17 protein-coding genes are annotated in these 18,814 nt (G+C 63.6%); 3 read left to right on the top strand and 14 right to left on the bottom strand.

Translation table 11 applies throughout. The features are described 5' to 3' along the window. Positions 1 to 26: 26 nt before the first annotated feature. Together add and L085_RS03495 are read right to left on the bottom strand one after the other, a co-directional pair. Positions 27 to 1,019, bottom strand: a complete 993-nt coding sequence (gene add / locus L085_RS03500; RefSeq protein ID WP_044030053.1) for an adenosine deaminase — start codon at positions 1,017 to 1,019, stop codon at positions 27 to 29. A gap of 9 nt (positions 1,020 to 1,028) precedes the next feature. Next, on the bottom strand, positions 1,029 to 1,970 hold the full coding sequence (locus L085_RS03495) for a nucleoside hydrolase (protein WP_044030052.1): 942 nt from the start codon (positions 1,968 to 1,970) through the stop codon (positions 1,029 to 1,031). A gap of 160 nt (positions 1,971 to 2,130) precedes the next feature. On the opposite strand from L085_RS03495, the gene L085_RS03490 reads away from it, so the two are divergent. Beyond that, positions 2,131 to 2,814, top strand: a complete 684-nt coding sequence (locus tag L085_RS03490) for a cyclic nucleotide-binding domain-containing protein (RefSeq protein ID WP_021505201.1) — start codon at positions 2,131 to 2,133, stop codon at positions 2,812 to 2,814. Here the strand turns inward: L085_RS03490 and L085_RS03485 are convergent. The 4 genes from L085_RS03485 to L085_RS03470 all read right to left on the bottom strand — a co-directional run bounded on the left by L085_RS03485 (position 2,811) and on the right by L085_RS03470 (position 5,673). Beyond that, positions 2,811 to 3,230, bottom strand: a complete 420-nt coding sequence (locus L085_RS03485; RefSeq protein WP_004930960.1) for a VOC family protein — start codon at positions 3,228 to 3,230, stop codon at positions 2,811 to 2,813. The genes L085_RS03490 and L085_RS03485 overlap by 4 nt on opposite strands. Before the next feature lie 126 nt (positions 3,231 to 3,356). Next, complete coding sequence (locus tag L085_RS03480) at positions 3,357 to 3,773, bottom strand: SRPBCC family protein (RefSeq protein WP_031300306.1); 417 nt, start codon at positions 3,771 to 3,773, stop codon at positions 3,357 to 3,359. 36 nt (positions 3,774 to 3,809) lie between these two features. Further along, positions 3,810 to 4,607, bottom strand: a complete 798-nt coding sequence (locus L085_RS03475; RefSeq protein WP_004930955.1) for an SDR family oxidoreductase — start codon at positions 4,605 to 4,607, stop codon at positions 3,810 to 3,812. Between the two features lie 55 nt (positions 4,608 to 4,662). Further along, positions 4,663 to 5,673 (bottom strand): aldo/keto reductase, encoded by a 1,011-nt coding sequence (locus L085_RS03470; RefSeq protein WP_015379355.1) that lies wholly within the window; start codon positions 5,671 to 5,673, stop codon positions 4,663 to 4,665. A gap of 142 nt (positions 5,674 to 5,815) precedes the next feature. Between L085_RS03470 and L085_RS03465 the strand changes: the two genes are divergently transcribed. Continuing rightward, positions 5,816 to 6,715: a LysR substrate-binding domain-containing protein gene (locus L085_RS03465; RefSeq protein ID WP_015379354.1), complete on the top strand. Its 900-nt coding sequence runs from the start codon at positions 5,816 to 5,818 to the stop codon at positions 6,713 to 6,715. A gap of 33 nt (positions 6,716 to 6,748) precedes the next feature. Here L085_RS03465 and L085_RS03460 read toward each other — a convergent pair whose 3' ends face one another. Genes L085_RS03460 through L085_RS03450 form a run of 3 tightly spaced genes read right to left on the bottom strand, consistent with a single transcriptional unit; the run spans position 6,749 to position 13,118 of the window. Further along, positions 6,749 to 8,938: a virulence factor SrfC family protein gene (locus L085_RS03460; protein ID WP_044030049.1), complete on the bottom strand. Its 2,190-nt coding sequence runs from the start codon at positions 8,936 to 8,938 to the stop codon at positions 6,749 to 6,751. Next, positions 8,935 to 11,880, bottom strand: a complete 2,946-nt coding sequence (locus L085_RS03455) for a virulence factor SrfB (protein WP_044031923.1) — start codon at positions 11,878 to 11,880, stop codon at positions 8,935 to 8,937. Before L085_RS03455 ends, L085_RS03460 begins: the two co-directional genes overlap by 4 nt. Further along, positions 11,880 to 13,118, bottom strand: a complete 1,239-nt coding sequence (locus tag L085_RS03450) for an SrfA family protein (RefSeq protein ID WP_044031922.1) — start codon at positions 13,116 to 13,118, stop codon at positions 11,880 to 11,882. Before L085_RS03450 ends, L085_RS03455 begins: the two co-directional genes overlap by 1 nt. Before the next feature lie 297 nt (positions 13,119 to 13,415). On the opposite strand from L085_RS03450, the gene L085_RS03445 reads away from it, so the two are divergent. Continuing rightward, entirely contained in the window at positions 13,416 to 14,330 is a 915-nt protein-coding gene (locus L085_RS03445) for a DMT family transporter (RefSeq protein WP_044031921.1), read from the top strand. On the opposite strand, the gene L085_RS03440 is transcribed toward L085_RS03445, so the two are convergent. The 5 genes from L085_RS03440 to L085_RS03420 all read right to left on the bottom strand — a co-directional run bounded on the left by L085_RS03440 (position 14,327) and on the right by L085_RS03420 (position 18,813). Next, entirely contained in the window at positions 14,327 to 15,820 is a 1,494-nt protein-coding gene (locus L085_RS03440) for a PLP-dependent aminotransferase family protein (protein ID WP_044030048.1), read from the bottom strand. The two genes, L085_RS03445 and L085_RS03440, sit on opposite strands and share 4 nt — an antisense overlap. Before the next feature lie 79 nt (positions 15,821 to 15,899). Further along, positions 15,900 to 16,523, bottom strand: coding sequence for a LuxR C-terminal-related transcriptional regulator (locus L085_RS03435; protein WP_044030047.1), 624 nt, complete (start codon positions 16,521 to 16,523; stop codon positions 15,900 to 15,902). A gap of 101 nt (positions 16,524 to 16,624) precedes the next feature. Further along, positions 16,625 to 17,164, bottom strand: a complete 540-nt coding sequence (locus tag L085_RS03430; RefSeq protein ID WP_015379347.1) for a fimbrial protein — start codon at positions 17,162 to 17,164, stop codon at positions 16,625 to 16,627. Positions 17,165 to 17,182: 18 nt separating this feature from the next. Further along, positions 17,183 to 18,187, bottom strand: a complete 1,005-nt coding sequence (locus tag L085_RS03425) for a fimbrial protein (protein WP_004930911.1) — start codon at positions 18,185 to 18,187, stop codon at positions 17,183 to 17,185. Between the two features lie 14 nt (positions 18,188 to 18,201). Continuing rightward, complete coding sequence (locus tag L085_RS03420) at positions 18,202 to 18,813, bottom strand: fimbrial protein (protein WP_004930909.1); 612 nt, start codon at positions 18,811 to 18,813, stop codon at positions 18,202 to 18,204. Between the last annotated feature and the right edge of the window lies 1 nt (position 18,814).

Genomic DNA, 18,814 nt, shown 5'->3' with positions numbered 1-18,814 from the left:
CCCGCTCAGCCTTAACACGTGCCGGGTCACATTGGCCCGGCCTTGAGCTGATTCATTAATTTCATTTTAGTGTTGCCGTCGAGAAAACTCGCCTCCAGCGCCTGTCGGTTGCTGCGGTTAAAATCGTCATCCTGCCAGCCGAAGGCGTCATGCAACAGCTGATACTCCTTGTTCAGCGTGGTGTCGGCGACGGTGCGCGCATCGGTATTCACGTTCAGCCGCACTCCCATCCTTTTCAGCCGATCTATCGGATGATCGTCGATGCTGTCGAACAGATTGCAGACGAGATTGCAGCTGGGGCAGATCTCGAGCAGGACGCCGGTGGCTATCAGACGCTCGATAAGGGCAGCATCCTCGATGCTCCTGACGCCGTGGCCGATGCGCGACACCTGTAGCTGCTCCAGCGTTTCCCGTACGCTGTCGGCGCCCTTCGCCTCGCCGGCGTGGGCGATGACGTTGCCGCCGGCTTCGCGCACCGCCCGAAAGGCCGCTACGTGATTGGCCAGCGGGTAACGCGCTTCATCGGCGGCCAAATCCAGCGCCACCACGCCGCTTCCCTGATAATCGATAACCAGTTTCGCCGTTTGCAGGCTGGCGGCCGCGTCGAAATGTCGCAGCGTACACAGGATCAGCCCGGCGGCGATGCCGTAAGCCCGTGATGCGTGATGCATGGCCGCCAGCACCGTCTCGACCACCGCTTCGCCGGTTAATCCCAGCCGGGTATGCAGCAGCGGCGCGAAGCGCAGCTCGGCATAGATGACATTATCCGCCGCCAACTGCGCGAATAAGTCCCCGACGGCCAGCGTTATCGCCTGGCGTGTCTGTAATAGATCTATTTGCGGCGCTATCTTGCTTAAAAAGTTCCCCAGATCGGCGCATCGCTTCGGCGCGATAAATTGCCGATTAAATGCCGCTCTGGTTATTTGCGGGTCGACCTTTTTGACATAGTGGTAGCTTAAACAGGTATCCAAATGGACGTGTAATTCCACTTTCTTCAATTTTCTTGGATCGAATTTCATACGGGCCACTTATTTCATTAACGGCTGAGATAACAACGAGAACAGCTTTTCTTTAAACAGGCCGGGTTTGATGCGGGTGATCACGCGCGCATTGGCCGGTTCGCCGGTCAGGTGGGTGGAATCGATGACGTAATGGCCGTAAGACCTTTCACTTTTATATTCAACCCAGGAATACGCCTCCAGACTGGTTTCGACGATGTCCGGGTAGAGCGCCACCGCCATGGTGGTCGGATCGGGCAAATCAAAGCCTTTACGTTCGGTGCGCATGGCGTTGAACGCCATCAGCGTGCGATTGCAGCGCACGGCAAAGCGCCCCAGTTCGCCGAGATTATTCAATCGCTCTATATCGCGTTCGTTGATAAATGCTTCCCCCATGCCGATCTCCCAGCCAACGAGGGTGAGCGGCAGCCCGGCAGTGAGCACCAGATGCGCGGCCTCGGCATCGGCGTAAAAATTAAATTCGGCCAGCGGGGTGATATTGCCGGGCATCAGCCCGGAACCGCCCATCACATAAACCCTCTTCACTTTTTCGGCCAGCGTGGGCGCTTTCAGTACCGCCATCGCGAGATTGGTCAACGGCCCGAGGGTGACGATTTCCAGCTCGCCATTGAGCCGTGCGGCGCAGTCGATGATGGCGTCCACGGCATGAACGGGTTCGGCGCTCTGGCGCGGATCGGGCAAGGCCATGTCGCCCATGCCGTCTTCGCCGTGAATATGGTGCGAATGATAACGCGTTCGCAAAAGCGGTTTCGCCATGCCGGCATAAACCGGGGGCGCATAGGCTCCCGCTTTTTCCACGCAGATAAGTGCATTTTTGACGCACTGTTCAAGCGGGCAGTTTCCCGCGACGGTGGTGATCGCTTCCACCTTTACGTCGGGTGCGCGCAACGCCATCAGCAGCGCGACGGCATCGTCGGAAGCAGTATCGGTATCTATCAAAATATGTCGCATGGCCATCTCCTCGGGTGGGCTATGCGGAGAAAGTACCCAGAGGACCTAAGGCAAAAAAGGTCAGATGTCCTTTTTCGTTCTGAAGCGCGTCGGCTATGCTGAACGCAGTCGAAAGCGAGGATGTAAGACGTTTAAGGATGAGCCCTGGGAGTGAATCGCCTTGAAAACGGTCGGTGACAGCAAGCTAAAAGAAGCTTTTATTGACGCTCACGATCTGCGAACGGCGCTTTCGCCCACGCTGCTCGCCGCACTGCGCCTGGTCAGCGTCGAAGCCGGCGAATACCTGGTGACGCAAAGCGATCGTTTGACCCACCTGTTTTTTCTCGTGCAGGGAAAATTGCAGGTTGAGAATTTTGATGTGAATGGCGCGCACATTGTCTTTTCCTTCGAAACGGATTTCTCGGTGATTGGCGATCTGGAGCTGTTCTCCCAGGCGCAGCGCACGCTGTTCAGCACCGTGCAGGCGGTGACCGACGCGCTGCTCCTCGCGGCACCGATAGAGGCCATCAACAATCACGCCCTGAGCGACCCGGCGTTCCTCACCTTTATCTGCCGGCAATTGAGCAATAAGCTGCTGAATGCCTCTTTGCTGCATGCGAACGGCGTTTTTACGGCGGAGTATAAACTGCGAAAATTTTTATTATTCAAGATAAAGAACGAAGGGGAATTGATTGAGCTGGAAAACCGGGAGGCGCTGGCGGCGAGATTGGGCATCTCCGTCAGACAGCTGAGCCGCGCGCTGGCGCAGCTCGCGGCGGACGGCATCATTCAATTTAAAAACAAATCACTGCGGGTGACGGATCGCCAACGGCTGTCCGACATCAACGGGAGCGCCAGGATCTAGCCGATCGCCGGCCCCTTCAATTCCACGCGATTGCCGTCCGGATCGCTGAAATAAATGGACGGGCCGTCGCCTTCAGCGCCATAGCGCGATTCGGCGGGATCAACGCCGATCCCCTGCGATCGCAGATAGGCCAACAGCTCGTCCTCGTTGAAAGGATCGATGCGCAGGCAGATGTGATCGACATTTTGCCGGTGAGGATCGGGCGCCGTGCCGCCTTTTTTCCCCAACACGCCGTTAATATCCACCAGATCGATCATGGCCGCTCCGGCGCGCAGGTGCATCAGCCCCAAATCCGGCCGCTGTTTGGCGATATCACAGCCGACGATCCGGGTATAAAAATGCAGGCTTTTCTGCATATCGCGCACGCGCAGCACCACATGGTCGATAGTCTTCAGGCTGAAAGGGCGCACGGCCATCTCCTCAAACGGAAGTCTCCTTTACAGCATAAACGGCGCTGGCGGATTTATCCTGCTCCAGAGCTAAAGCAAAAAAATGGCCGATGGTTTTCACCATCGGCCGTAAGCGTGAGGAGTGTTCACGCATTAACGCGGGAAGTTGCCGCTCAGCGCATCCAGGCCATCCTGGTAGATGCCATGGAACAGGGCGACGGCTTCGTCGTCGCTGATATTGACCGGCGTGAAGCTGCCCGACCATTCCACGCGCGCCACGTTGGCGTCGTCGGTGGCGTGTACCGACAGGGTGGACAGGTAATTCACCACCGGGAACGGCGCCTGCATGATGGAGTAGCTGTAGCTGCGTTGACGGTTGTCGAACGCTTCCAGCCGCTCGATAACGGTACCGCCGTCAGAGGTCGTCAAAGTGCGCACGCGGCCGCCTTCAGAAACGACGCTTTTCGGAATGAACGGCAGCCAGTCAGGCAGGGCGTCGAAGCCGCCGATCAGTTGCCATACGGTGTCGGCGGATGCCGGGATGTTCATAGATACGGATGTAGTAGCCATTTTCTTTCTCTCTTGATATCGGTTTAGGGTACGGAATTACATTGCCAGGGTGTCGACGACGCCGCCGTCGACGCGCAGCGCCGCGCCGGTAGTGGCCGAAGACAGCGGAGACGCAAGGTAAACGGCCAGGTTGGCCACTTCATCGACGTCCGCCGCGCGTTGAATGATGGAGCTTGGGCGTTCGGTTTTAACGAACTCGTCGGCCTGATCGCGCGCGCTGCGCCCGGATTTGGCCGCCGCTTCCGCCAGCATCTCCTGCAGGCCTTCGGTAAAGGTTGGCCCTGGCAGGATGGCGTTGACCGTCACGCCGGTGCCGGCGAGGCGCTTCGCCAGGCCGTGAGATACCGCCAGGTTGGCGCTTTTGGTCACGCCGTAGTTGATCATATCCGCCGGGATGGCGACGCCGGATTCGGACGACACGAAAATAATGCGTCCCCAGCCCTGTTCGGTCATGCTCTGCGCGTAGTGGCGCGCCAGACGCACGCCCGAGAGGACGTTGACGTTATAGAAGTGCATCCACTCGCTGTCGGGCACGGTAAAGAAGTCTTTATCGTTGAAAATACCGAGGTTGTTGACCAGCACGTCGGCTTTAGGCTCCGCGGCGAACAGGGTTGCAGCCCCTTGTTCGGTGCCGAGATCGGCGACCACGCCGCGTACCTGCGCGCCGGGCACGTTGGCGCTGATGTCGGCGATGGCGTTATCGACCCCGGCTTTCTGACGGCCGACGATCACCACGGTGGCGCCCGTTTTGGCAAGCCCGCGCGCGATGCCGAGACCGATGCCGGAGGTGGAGCCGCTGACGACGGCGACTTTGCCTGAAAGATCCAGTTTCATCATGTATATCACTCTGTCATGTGGGTAATGGGGCCGGGGTGCGGCCCCATAAAACTTAACGAATCGGCAGCGGCGCGTTGTCGGCCACCAGTTTCTGACGGCGCATCTCCGCCCAGAACTCAGCCGGGATCACTGCATCCAGCGCAGCCAGATCTTCGGCCATGCGGCCAGGACGGCTCGAACCGGGGATCACGGCGGCGACGGCCGGGTTAGCCAGCGCGAATTGCAGCGCAGCGGCTTTGACGTCTACCTGGAAGCGAGCGGCGATCTCTTTGATTTTCGCGACTTGCTGGCGAATAGCCGGGGACGCTTTCTGATATTCGAAATGTTCGCCGCCGGCCAGCACACCGGAGCTGTATGGGCCGCCGACGACGATATCGACATTCTGTTCCAGCGCTTCCGGCATCAGGCGTTGCAGGGCGCGTTCGTGATCCAGCAGGCTGTAGCGGCCGGCCAGCAGGAAGGCATCCGGTTTCGGCTCATCAAGCGCCAGCGTCAGTTCGCAAGGCTCGACGCGGTTGACCCCGAGGCCCCAGGCTTTGATCACGCCTTCGTCACGCAGGCGGGACAGTGCGCGGAAGGCGCCGGTACGGGCGATATTGAACTGTTCCAGCCAGCTGTCGCCGTAGAAATCCTGAGCGACGTCGTGGATCCAGACGATATCCAGACGGTCGGTTTTAAGACGCTTCAGGCTGTGTTCAATGGAGCGAAGCGTGCCGTCTTCCGAGTAGTCGTTCAGGATCTTGTTTTTCAAACCGTGTTCGAACAGGCCGCCTTTCTCACCCAGATCGCGAGCGGCGGGATCTTCCATTTCGTCCAGCATGATGCGGCCCACTTTGGTGCTCAGCACGAACTCATCGCGTGGATACTGAGAGAGCGCTTCGCCCATGCGAATTTCCGACAGGCCGGAACCGTAAAGCGGTGCGGTGTCGAAGTAGCGGATGCCCAAGTCCCAGGCGCTGGTTACGGTAGCCAGCGCTTCTTCTTCTGGAATGGCGCGGAACATATTGCCGAGCGGCGCGCCGCCCAAACCGATCTTGCCGGGTAAAATATTTTTGATGCTCATGGTGAATCCTCAATTCGTTATCTTTTCAGGGAAACTAGTGGGGCTCATACAGCGTCTGCCCCGTCACGAGGCTAAAGATAACTTGGCAAGTTGTGACTTGATAGGACATAATTTGTCTAAGTTAAGTCCTTTGAGGTCTCACATGATCGATTTACGTCAGTTGAAATACTTTGTGGCGGTGGCGGAAGAAGAGCACGTCGGCCGCGCCGCCGAACGGCTGCACATTTCCCAGTCACCGCTGAGCCGGCAGATTTCCCAGCTTGAGGAGCGCCTCGGATTGATGCTGTTCGAACGCAATCAGCAGCGCATCCGCCTGACCGCCGACGGCCAGACGTTTCTGGCAGAAACCCGCGCGCTGTTGACGCACGCCACCCGGCTCGAGTCGCTTGGGCGCCGTCTGGGGCGCGGGGAAGACGGCGGGCTGTGCATTGGCTATATCGAAAATGCGATGCACTCCGGCGTCTTGTCGAACGCCTTGCGGTCGCTGCGGGTGTCCCGGCCGGATGTGCACATCGTGCTTTACAGCCAGCCTTCTTCCATGCAGCTGGAAGGGCTGCGGCAGCGCAGCCTGGACGTGGCGCTGGTCAATACGGCGCCGGATCGCGACGATCAGGATTTGGACTATACGCAGGTGTTGGACGATCGCATGTTGCTGGCCCTGCCGCAGACACATCCGCTGGCGGACAGGGAAACGCTGCAGCCGGCGGATCTCACCGATCAGGCCTGGATCTCGGTGATCCACAAAGAGGATGCCCATTCGCGCGACGACTTCGTGGCGGCCTGCGTGAAGGCCGGGTTCGATCCGGATATTCGGCTGGAAGCGGGCGAGCCGCTGACTGCGTTGGGGCTGGTCGCCGCCGGGTTGGGGATGACGCTGATCCAGCACAGCCTGCGGCATAACGCGCCGCAAGGCGTAGTGCTGCGCGAACTGCCCTGGATGCAATACACCACGCAGCTGTGGGCCGTGTGGCACAAGGCCAACCTGCGCCCGCTGGTCACCCATTTCCGCGAAGTGATGTCGGCCGGTCCGGCCTGCCACTGACTGCGCGGCGGTGTCCGGCCCGGCTTGCGCCCGCTACGGCACAGCGCGTAGGGCGGCGACGATCGCCGCCAGTGCGGCGCGCTGCTCGTCTGCCAGCGCGGGCTGCGCCTGCGCGGCATTTTCCGCCAGCAGGGTCTGCAGGCCGATCAGCCAGTCATAGATATAAAACGCGGTATTTTTGGTTGGCGTCGGCGCCAGCCGGGTGAGCCGCTGCTGGCCGCTCCAGTCCACCGCCGGCTGCGGCGGCGGGGTAAAGATCGGCTGGCCGGGATTGACGCGGCTCTCGGGGCGCGTTGCCACATCGCGCCGCTGGAAGCCGAGCCAGGCGACGAAGTCGCCCAGTAGCGCCAGCGCCTGGCTGATCTGCCGATCTTCTCCCTGTTCCGGCAGGCCGCCGGCGCACAGCGCGCGCTCCAGTTCGTCGTCGAGCCGCTGGCGGCAGGCGGCGCCGATCAACGCATCGACCAGCAGTTCGAGATGCGGTTTGTCGACACCGAGCAGATCCAGCAACCGGCGGTTGTCCGGCAGGCTGCGCAGATGGTTGATCCAATCCGCGAATACCCGCGCGGCAAAGGGTGACGCGGGGGGCTCGCCGGAGGCCGGCGTTTCCGGTGCGCCGAACAGATCGATGTCGAGCCCGAACGGCGCAGGCGTCGCCGGGGTCGGCGCGGCGTGCTGCTGTTGCTGGTAAAGCTGGCGCAGCGTATCGCGCTGGGGCAACAGTCGTTCCAGCAGTTCGCCGTGGCGGCCGGCCTGCGCCTGCAGCGCGCGCAGCAGCTGTTGGGCGCGTTGCTGGGTCGCGTACGGATCGGCGGCGGTGAGCCAGTTGCCGAGCAGGCTGTCCGTCAGCTCGCGCTGCAACTCTTCGCGCAGCTCGAGCAGGCGCGCTTGCTTGTGGGCCGGGCGCGCCTGTACGGCCAGGTAGTTCACCATGCGGCGGCAATCCTGCTCATCCAGCGCCAGCAGCGTGGCCCAGCTGTCACCGGGTTCGCCGACCTGACGCTGAACGGCGTCGTCAGGGCGCGGTTTGCCTTCCTGGCGTGAGTCGAACGGCGTGATTGCCCAAATTAAACCGGGTTTGCGGCGTTGGCGCAGCGCCGGGGTTTCCCCCTGGGTGTGGTCGACCCAACCGGCGAGCGCCTGGCCGATGCGCGCGGCGTCCTGCGGCGCGGCGGCGGCATCGGTCACCAGCAGCAGGTTGGCGTGCAGGCCGTCCGCGCAGCGGGTCAGCAAATGGGCGCGTTTCGCCTGTTGCAGCCGCTGCGCCGGCTCCGCCTGCGGGCGGGCGCGGCTGCCGGGCAGGTCGATCAGCGCCACGTCGGCGGGCAGGCCCGCCTGCGCCGTCTGCGGCAGACCGGTGATCACTTCGGCGGTCAGCCAGGCCAGATCGCTCAGCGCGATCTCCCGTTCACCGCCGTGTTCGGCCATCACGACGATTGCCGTGTTTTCCGGTGCGGCGCTCGCGGTCAGCAGCGTCAAGGCGCGGCGCGGGGCATGAACCCGCCGGCTGTCACCGAGGGCATGCAGCGTATGTGCCAGCTGGCGATAATGCGTCGTCAGCGTCGCTTCTTCTCCCCACAGCGGTGCAAACAGGCGCGCGCGATCGTCGATGCTCAGCTGCGGCGCCAGCGCCACGGCCTGCGGCCAGAAATGCCTGTCCAGCGTCTGTTGCCCCTTGTCGCCGTGGCGGCGTTGGCTATCCCACAGCGCCAGCACATCGCTGTCGCTGAGGCCGTCGGGGGCGACTGCTTGGCGGTGACGTGCCAACGTTTGCAGATGGCCGGCGATCGCGCGGGCGTCCCAGTCCAGCCGGAAGCCGCCCATCGCGGCGGCATCGAGCGTGATGGCCAGCCACTGCGCTTCATTGAGCAGGGCGAGGGCGATCGGATACTCGGCGGGCCCCGCCTCGGCCGCCGTGCAGTAGCGCACCGCGAGCGAAAGGTCCGCGCTGAAGCGCTTTGCGCCAGGGGCCAGCGCCGCCAGCAGGTGGGCCTTGGCGGCGGCGTTGTGGCCATACAAACCGATGGCGACCTGCGCAGGCTGGGTGTTTTCCAACTGGACGGCGCGATTATGGCAACGGCGCAGGCGCAGCGTCAGGCGATCCGCCTCCTGTTCCAAACGGGCGGACTGCCGGCGCGCGGCGTCCACCCAGTCGATCGCCTGCAGAATGCCGGCGCTGAGCGCGTTATTTGGGGCTGATTGGACGGTGGTAGTCGCTTTCATCGTGGGTAAATGCTCCCGCTGTCTATCCAGTAGTGGGTCGCGCCGGAGGCGCTGGCAGCCAGGGTATTGAGTTTCAGTTGCAGATGGTGCGCCGGGACGGCACTGCCGTCGGCCAGCACCGCCTGCGCGATCTTGACGCTTTCGGCGCCCTGTTCGGCGCTGGCTGTGATGGCCAGCCGCAGGCCGATCACCGCGTCACCGGCCAGCTTACGCGCCAACTGGGCGTCATTGATGGTCAGCGTATAGAGCGGCGAGGCCGGCCAACGTTCGTTGTCCAACTGGCGGAAGCCCAGGCGCAGCGGGCCGCGCAGCTGGAAGCTGCCGGCGGGATCGAGCGCGAAATCGGCGCGATCCAGATCGATGTCGCGGTAATAGACGTTATCGTCCGCCAGCATGTTGTTGCCGTCCAGCATGCCCAGATAGCGAATGGTGGAGTAGGGCTGGAAATCACCGACGTTGAAGTAAAAGCTCTCCAGCCGCAGATCGATCGCCAGCAGGCACAGCATGGCGCCCACCGCAGCGGTGGATTTCGGGTTGTCGATGCGGCCGCGTTTGTTGAACGGGTACCAGCTGCGGGTGTGATACCCCTCGAGCGGCAGAATGCGGCTGGCGGGCAGCGGCTGCAGATGGCGCAGCAGCGCCTGCACGCCGGGGAAGCGCGCCGGGCGGCCGGTCAGCAGCAGTACGTCGCAGGTATACAGCGCCACCACTTCGGCCAGCAGGCGCAGACAGCGGCCGATGCCGATGCGATCGGACAAGAAAGCGGCGTGCAGATCGGCCAGGCGGATCACCAGCGGGGTGTGCAGGATATCGAAGGCGTTGCTGTCGGCTTCGCGCTGCACTTCGCCGTTGATAAACGCCAGCACCTGCGGCGTCGGCGGCTGCGGCAGCAGATCGCCCAGGCTGGCGGCGATTTCCGCCCGGTTGTCCAGCGGGTCGTATTCTTCATAGGCGCCGAGCAGCGCGCGTCCGGCGGGCATGAAGATCTGCAGCGCGGCCTGCTGACGCAGGGTGGAAAGCCCGTCCATGCGCCCTTCGTTGCCGAACAGCCTGTCCATCAGCGCCGGGGCGGCGCTCACGCCGGCGGTTTCGAATGCCTGCTGCACGGCGGGCAGGATAAACTGCTGGATGGCGTCCAGCAGGATATCGTCGCCGGCGACTTTAAAGCCCTCGCGGAACAGCAGGCGCGGGTTGATTTTGATGTTGTTGCCCACGCCGTCGTCGAGCGAGTAGTGCGTGATCGCCAGATCCGTGGTGCCGCCGCCGATGTCGATGGAGGCGATACGCAGCGTTTTTCCCGCCTGCTCACCTGGCGCCAACGGCCGGTCGGGCCGGGCCATGGCGGCGAAAAAGGCGTCGGTGCGGCCGGCGAAGTTCACCTGGGTTTCGTTGTACAGATAGACCATTTGACCGCAGGTGGCCTCGTCCCACTCCATCTGCACCTGCGGCGCTGGGAAGCGGGCGTGCGCGCCGTCGAACGGCGCATCCTGCGGGTGCCAGCCGAGGGCCTTCCACACCAGCCCGATCGCCTCCTGCATGCGGCGGCGGAAAATCTCGCGCTCCGGTTTCGGCATCGCCGAAGGCAGCGTCAGAATGATGGCGCGCAAACGGCGCGGGGCGGCGGCGTTCGGCATGCGGCTGCGCTGGGCGATGCTGTTGATCTGCATCAGCGCCTGCGCCAACAGCTCGCTCAGCATCAGGCTCATCACCGCGCTGCGGCTGTAATGGGCGGCGAACACCGGCAGCCGTTGCGCCGTCGGCAGGGCGGACAGCGGCACGCCTTCGTCGTTGATCAGGGTGGTCAACGGCGCGGCGGCGGCCATCGGCTCGTGCCGCTCGTTGAAGCGCCAGCCGGGCGCATAGCGCTCCTCGTCCCACAGGTAGCGGCGCGGGCTGGAAATGCCGGTGGTGCCTTCATGGCCCGTTCGCCGCTGCGCCAGCTGCGCGGCTTCACGGCCGACGCGGGTGATGGACGGCCACTGGAAGGCGTCGTCGCGCCCGCTCTGGAACGACAGATGCGGCTTGCCGAAGCTGGCCTGAGAAAACTCCACCCGGCTCTCGAACAGTTCGTTGTAGACGCGGTGCGGTTCGGACAGCGAACGCAGCTGCAGCTCGTAGGTTTGCTTCAGGCCGTTGCTCTCTTCCGGGTGGTCTTCGACCAGCACGCCACAGGTGTGCGAGTTACCGACGTCCAGCACCAGATCGACGCCGATCGCCGGTTGCTGCAGCGTCGCCGCCGCCATTTTTATCTGCGGCACCGCCAGCTGGTGGCCGAGCATGTGCAGCAGGTTGAGGTAGTGCGCCTGATACTCGAAGGTTTTCAGCCCGGCGTTGATCTCCACTTCGGCGCGCTGCTCCCGCTCGGCGGCGCGCTGGCTGAACGCCTCGCGCAGCCAGCCGTCCACCCAGGTCAGATCGAGAAATTCGCCCAGCTCGTGGTTGCGGTGCGCCAGCGCGAAGCTCAGATCGGCGCCGAGATCGCTTTCGCCCGGCACCAGCGCCTCCTGGCCGGGCGCGGCGGCGCGAGTGTCGAAGGCCAGCACCACGCGCAGCAGGTTGCCGTCCTGATCCGGTTCATCCAGCTGCACCACCTGCAGGCGCGCCCAGTTGTCCGGGCCCGACAAAAACAGGCCCGCCGGGGTGTGGCGCAAGAAGGGCAGCGGCAGCCAGAGCTTATCCAGCAGGCGCAGTGACTGCTGCAGCGGGTAGCTGAACTCCGGCCGCACCACTTCGGCGGCTTGCCCACCCTCGGCCGGCAGCTGATATTTGCCGCTCTCGGCCTCCCATTGCAGGCGCAGCAGCGGGCCGCTGGCGGTCTTGCGCACGAATTTGCCGGGAAACTCGGCGTCCAGCCGCGGCGTCAGGGCAAAGTCCATAAACTGAATGCCGCTGTCCTGAATCAGCGTAATGCCGTGTTTGTAGTCCGTAAGGGGTGCCAGCATCATTTACTCTCGCGCTTGAACGTCATGGGATAGGTGGTGTCCGCATCGTAGCGGCCGGTGCATTCCGCGGCCCCGGTCTCGCCCTGGCGGCAGACGATTTCCGGGATCTGGTAGCGGCTGCCGTCGCTGCAGCGCGCCTTGGTGCGGCTGTTGATCACCAGATTGCCGGACTGCATCAGCCCGGCTTCGACCGCCACCCGGCAGCTGACGCCGTCGCCGTAGGCGATGACAGCGCTGCCCTTGCCACCGTTCAGACGGTATTGCAGACCGGGGCGCTTGCCGGTAATCGGGTCTTTCAGCGCCACCGTGGCGCGCCATTTGCCGTTAAGGAAACGGGTGGAACCGGCCTTCACCGCCTCGGGCGGCAGCACCAGCGCATTTTTGTCCAGCGGTTGCGGGATGGCCGGTGCCGGGGGCGGCGGCATCAGCGTGGCGTGCGCCAGCGGCAAGCGCAGCTTGGGCAACGGCGCGGCGGTTTTTTTCGGCGGCGCCGGATGCCGTACCTCAGCCGGCATCGCCGGTTGCGGCGGCGGTAAGCGGTGCAGCCAGGCGGCCAGCGCCGCGCTGCCTAGCAGCAGTACCGGCAACAGCCACAGCGCGTGGCGCCGATGTGGGCGAACAACGGCGGGGGATTCGACGGGCGCCGCCGGAGCGGGCACCGGTTCAGGCTCGGCGGCCGGGGCCGGCTTTACCTGTTCGACAACGGCCGGTTTACGCGGAGCGGCGGCGATCGGCGCCGGTTTTTCCACTTCCGATTCGATCGGACGCAGGCAGGCCAACGGATCGTCCGGGCTCTGCGCCTGCGGCTTGATAAAGCCCCAGAAGGTCAGCACCGGCCGATCGTCCACCAGGTAAACGTGGTTGGGGTCGGGTATGTGCATCGTTTTGGCTAACAGCGCGCCGAACAGGCGATGGCTGGGGTGATCGGTCTCCAGAGCCTGCTCCGTCAGGCTGCGGAAGGTCGTCAGGCAGTGTTCCAGGTGCCGTACCGCCTGCGCGCGCTGGGCATCGCTTGCCGCCAGCCAGGAGGTCACCTTGCCCGGAAAGGGTGCATACCAGTCGATGCGCGTGCCGCTTTCGTTCGGCTGGGGGATCGCCAGACAGTCGGCGGCCTGCTGCTGTCGGCGAAGACGCAGGGTTTCCCGCAGCTGTTGCGCGCAGGCGTAGATCGGTTGCCCGTTTTCGCCTAAAGCCAGCACATCATCCAAACTGCCACTGCGTAAGAAGGGTTTCACCACGGCGCCGCACCTTGTCCTGTTCTGCAAAAACGCATAAAAGTCCATGATACCCTGCAGGCAGAGCCGCCAAACGGCCAAGGACAGCCCGAAAAACGCCCTTCTTTGGCGTTAGCGGCGCACTTTGGCAACCGGCACAGTGAAAATCTCGCTATCTGGACCTGTCTGTGAACCGCTTTATCTGAAAAATAGAACGCAGCCCCGGCAAGCGACGCCGGGGAACGATGTTCTCTTTTACTATGACCTCGCCTCGCGGGTTGCCGATTTCGGCATGCCTCAGGCGTGCGGAGCATTCGCATGATGGACAGTCAGTCTGAAAAAACGCTTGTTGTTACCCCTGCTCATCCCGCCGTCGGGCATTCGGCTCAGGGCTGGATGAACGGTTTCCTCGGCATGATTATCTTCAGCGGCTCGTTGCCCGCCACCCGGGTGGCGGTGCTGGAGCTCGATCCGCTGTTTCTGACGGCGATCAGGGCGGCGATCGCCGCTTTGCTGGCCCTGTGCGCGCTGCGGATCACTCGCCAGGCGCGGCCGACGCGGGCCGATTTGCCGCCGCTGCTGTTTGTGGCGCTTGGCGTGGTCATCGGTTTTCCGCTGCTGACGGCGTTGGCGCTGCAGCACACCACCTCGGCGCATTCGCTGGTGTATATCGGCCTGCTGCCGCTGGCGACCGCCGGTTTTGGCGTTTTGCGCGGCGGAGAGCGGCCCAAGCCCGCTTTTTGGGCTTTTTCAGGCGTCGGCGCCGTGCTGGTGGGCGCTTTCGCGTTGAGCCAGGGGAGCGGCGGCGCCTGGCAAGGGGATGCGCTGATGGTCGGGGCGGTGTTGCTGTGCGGCCTGGGTTATGCCGAAGGGGCGGTGCTGTCGCGCCGGATCGGCGGCTGGCAGGCGATCTCCTGGGCGCTGGTGGTCGCCTTGCCGTTGACGCTGGCGGCCACCTGGTTGGCGGCACCGGCCGCCTGGCCCGTGGTCAGCGGCGCTGCCTGGCTGTCGCTGGTTTACGTCTCGGTGTTCAGCATGTGGATTGGGTTTATTTTCTGGTATCGCGGCCTGGCGCAGGGCGGCATCGCCGCCGTCGGGCAGTTGCAGCTGCTGCAGCCGTTCTTCGGCCTGGCGCTGGCGGGCTGGCTGCTGCAGGAAACCGTCCAGCCGATGATGATCGCCGTGATGGCCGGCGTGGTGGTTTGCGTGTTCGGCGCCAAACGTTTTTCCCGCTAGGCGCCGCTGCCGGCGCAGGCCAGGATCACCTGTCCGAGCCGTTCCACCGCCTGTTGCACCTGGCGGTCGGCGTAACCGCCCAACCCCAGCACCAGGCCCGGCTCACCGTGGTCGGGCGCATACATCGGCGACACCGCCCGCAGCGCCAACCCGGCTTCGTTGGCCTGCAGGGCGACCCGCACGTCGTCGAGATCTTTTCTCAACCACAGCACCATGTGCATGCCCTGATCGCAGGGCTGCACCACCGCCAGCTCGGCCGGGATGTAAGCGTTGATCGCCTCGATCAGCACCCGACGCTTCTCGGCGTAGACGCCGCGCATTTTGCGGATATGCCGGTCGAGATACCCTTCGGCGATAAAGGCGGCCAGCACGTATTGATCCGCGCTGGGTGGATGGCGATCCATCAGGATCCTGGCGCCGCAAAAGGCGTCGACCAGCGGCGGCGGCACGATGGCGTAACCCAGCCGCAGCGAAGGGAACAGCACCTTGCTGAAGGTGCCGAGATAGAGCGTCCGCTCGGGCGCCAGCCCCTGCAGCGAAGGGAACGGGTGGCCGGCGTAGCGCATCTCGCTGTCGTAATCGTCTTCCACGATCCAGGCTTGTCGCTCTCTGGCCCAGGCCAGCAGGGCGCTTCTTTTCGCCATGCTCATCGGCATGCCCAGCGGATACTGATGCGACGGCGTGACAAAGGCGGCGCGGGCATTGGCGGCCAGGCGCACGCCGGCGGCGACGTCGATGCCGTCGTCGGCGACGGGCACCCTAATCATGCGCCGATCGCGGAACAGGCTATCGAAAATGGCGGTAATGCCGGCGTAGGCAGGATCTTCGACCCAGGCGCTGTCGCCGGCGTCCAACAGGATCTGCGCGGCCAGATACAGCCCCTGTTGGGTGCCGGAGGTAATGAGGATTTGCTGCGGCGTACAGTTTACCGAGCGGGAACGGCGCACATAGTCGCAGATGGCTTCGCGCAGCGGCAGTGCGCCCAGCGGATCGCCGTAGCCCGACGGCGCGCCGGGGCCGCGGGCGCGGATGCGGTTGCCGAGCCGCCGCCAGATATCGTCGGGCGCGGTATCGCCGATTGGCACTGACACAGTGAACGGTACCGGCGGCAGCGCCCGCGCCTGCGTGGCAAAGCGCGCCAGATGCTGCGCCTGTGAAGAAAGCGGAACCGCTACCGCCGAACTCGCCTGTGCCGTGGCGTGCGGCGTGCGGCGCGGCGCCTGATAGTGGGCGACCCGGGTGCCGGAGCCGGGCTGCGGTTCGAGAAAGCCTTCCGCCGTCAGCTGAGCAAAGGCTTCCAACACCGTGCCGCGCGCCAGATCCAGCGCCGCCGACAGCCGGCGCGTCGAGGGCAGCAGATCGCCCGCTTTCAGATCGCCGCGGTGAATGGCCTGACGCAGAGCCTGCGCCAGCTGGTGGCTAAGCTGACCCGCCTGGCGATCGAGCTCGCCGAGGGCGGGAACGTCAACGACTTTGGCTGTTCTGGGCATGGATTCCGGCTCGCTTTGCAGTGCGAAAATGAGTATTCAGAGTAAACCACTCTTTCGGCACTCGCGAGTCCGTTGTCAGTCAACTCAGCCCGCGCTGATTCAGCAGCACCTTATTCAGCTCGCTGTTTTTTCGCACGTTCAGCTTGCGCATCGCCGAGCGTTTATGGGCGCTGATGGTTTTCTGGCTGCGCTGCAGCAGGCCGGCGATGCTGCAGGCGGACATGCCGCTGCTCATCAACCCCAACACTTTTTTTTCGCAGTGGCTGAGCGCGGCGATGCGGCAGGCCTGGCATTTCCACTGGCCGGCGGCGTGCAGCGCCACCCACGGATGCAGGATGAACTTTTCCAACGCCATCTGCAGCTTGAGGCGGATGGCGTAGGCCGAATCGCGCCGATGGATGCTGAACAGCGGCGGCAGGTTTTTCACCTGTTGCTGGGGCGTGTCGTCGAGGATCAGCAGAGTCAGCTGCCGCTGACGCGGGATGCCGTAGGGGCTCTGGTAACAGCAGGCGCAGCCCCAGCGCTCTTCCGGCGTGCGGAACACGATTTCGATGTTATCCAACGCCTGCAGCGCCAGCGGCGAGAACTGCGGGTACAGGCGCTGGCATTCGTTCAGGGAGTGCAGATAATCCTGCAGCAGCAGACGCAGCCCCTGCTGGTAGAAGTTATCGCTGTCGAACAGCGTGAAGCGAATATCTGGCATGGGTGCCTCCTTAAAAGGCCGCGCCGGAGCGAACGGTGACGGCCAATCGCCGGCGATTGCGCGCCGGGCGTTTTCCTGATTTCCCTGGGGCGGTGCGGGGCTTATTGGTACGCCAGCACAAAATTGGCGACGGACGTGAATTCGCCTTCGGTAATGCTTTGGTTCTGAATCGCGCTCGGCCGCCCTTGTACGTAGGCGGTGAAGTTCAGGTTGTTGGGGCCGTTTTGCAACGCGACGGCGCTGGTGGCCTTATTCAGAGAGATGTCCGCACCCTGATGATCAAACAGGGCGATGGCGGCGCCGTTCGCGCCGTTGTTGATCGCCAGCTTGCCCGGCAGCTCTCCGTCTTCGGCGCCGCTGAAGGTCACGCTGACGGATTTGAACACCGTGGTCTTGCAGTCGGTCAGCTTGATGCTGAACGGCACCGGCGTGGTATGGCCGTAGCGGTACAGGGTTTTGACGATCACCGTGCCCATCTCCACCAGCTGATCGGCGGACTGCGGTTCGATATTGCACGGGCGGCTCACCACGGTGCCGTGGAACTGCACCGGCGCGCCGATAAGCTCGGTGTTCGCCGCCGCCGGCATGGCGGCAAACCACCAGGGCGCGCAGCTCAGCAGCGCTAAAGCGCGTAGACGCATTTTCCGTTCCTCCCTCGGTTACTGGAATGCCGCCACGATGGTGGCCGATGCGTTGAATTCCCCTTCGCCGATCTCTGCGCCGCCGTTGGCGAACGGCGCCGCCACCAGGTTCCAGGAGCCGCCGTTGCCGATGTTCGGCACCGGGTAAAACTCATTCGGGATGACCAGCTGGCCGTTGTGCGTCAGCCGGATGCCGAGATCGTTCTTGTCGGTTTTGAATACCTCGTTGCTGAAGGAGGCCGCCGTGCCCGACACCGCCAGCTTGATGTTCAGCGTGCCGTCCTCGAAGCTGCCGCCCTCGCACTGGAAGCGCACCGGAATGCTTTGCGGGTAGTTTGAGCCGTTGAGATCGCTGCCGCCGATCTCGCCGAACTCCACGTTGATCAACTGGCCTTCGTTCACCACGCATTTATCGGGCACGTAGAGGATTGCGGACTGGATAAACACCTGCGCCATCGGGTTGGGGCCGAAACCGCCGTCGGTCGAGCCGAGGCGGCCGTACATCTCGATGATCTGCCGATCGTTAATCTCAACGCCGTTAATGATTTTTTTGCGCACCCGGAAGGTGATCTTGCCTTTGGAGCCGCTGCCGTAGTTGTTGACCTGCAAGTACGGCGGCTGGCAGCGGTGTTGGCTCAGCAAATTCGATTCGTTGTAAAAAGGCACGGTGACGTAGGCGTTCTTGTTGCCGGCAATCCACACCTCGGCTTTTAAATCCAAAAAGTCATTCAGCTTTAAATAGCCGTTGCCGTAGTCGGAGGGGGGCAACGCCGAATCCGACTTGTAAAAGTGCGGGCTGGTGGGGATAGGGGTATCGCAATACACCTTGCCGGTATAGGTGCCGCCCAGATCATAGGGAAACAGTTTGGTGAACCCCACCTGGTTGGTGATGTTGCTTTCATTCAGATCGATATAGAACTGTTTCGGCCCGCCGTCCGGCGTGACATAGCCGTTGGCCCAGGCGGCGGGGGCCGCCAGCGCAATCGCCAGCGGCAGGCAGAGTTTGGTCAGTTGAGTTTTCATTGCGTTCTCGAGCCTCACAGGTAAATCACCTGAATGTGCGCCACGGCGGCGAACCCGGCCGCCATCACCGCCCGCTGGGTGGATTCCACGCTGGCGCTGAACCACAGGGTGTTGCTGCCGGGCTGCAGAATGTAGGGGCGGCTGCGCTGATTCAGCTCCAGCGCCTGGCCCTGCTGGTCTTGCAGCCGCAGGCCGATGCCCTGTACGCCGCCGTTCAGCTTCAGCAGCGACGGGTTGTCGACGTCGCTTTCGCCGAGAAACACCAGCGTGGCGGCCTGCTCACCCTGCAGGTAGAGGCGGCCGGCATCGCCGTTGCGCGGGCCGGCCGGATTATCCGCCAGCGCGCGCGCGCCCAGCAGGCAATTGCGGAACGAGAGACGAAAACGCACCGGCGCGCTGCGATCGCCGGCGTTACGGAAGTCGCGTGCGCTGACGTCGCCCAGATCGACGGACTGATCCCGACTGTCCGGCGTCAGGCTGCAGGGAGAGCTGAGCAGACCGCCGTGAAAGCTGACGGTGCCGGTGGTGCCTTCGATCACGCCCAGCGGCGTTGCCGCCAGCGCGCCGCCGCCGCACAGCAGTGCGCCGAGCAGCAGAGGGCGCAGTCGATCGGTGAATTCAGCCATG

It is taken from the genome of Serratia sp. FS14 (assembly GCF_000695995.1).
Taxonomy (GTDB): domain Bacteria; phylum Pseudomonadota; class Gammaproteobacteria; order Enterobacterales; family Enterobacteriaceae; genus Serratia; species Serratia nematodiphila.
Note: the sequence above shows the minus strand (reverse complement) of the source record. Positions and strands in the feature narration are given on the sequence as shown.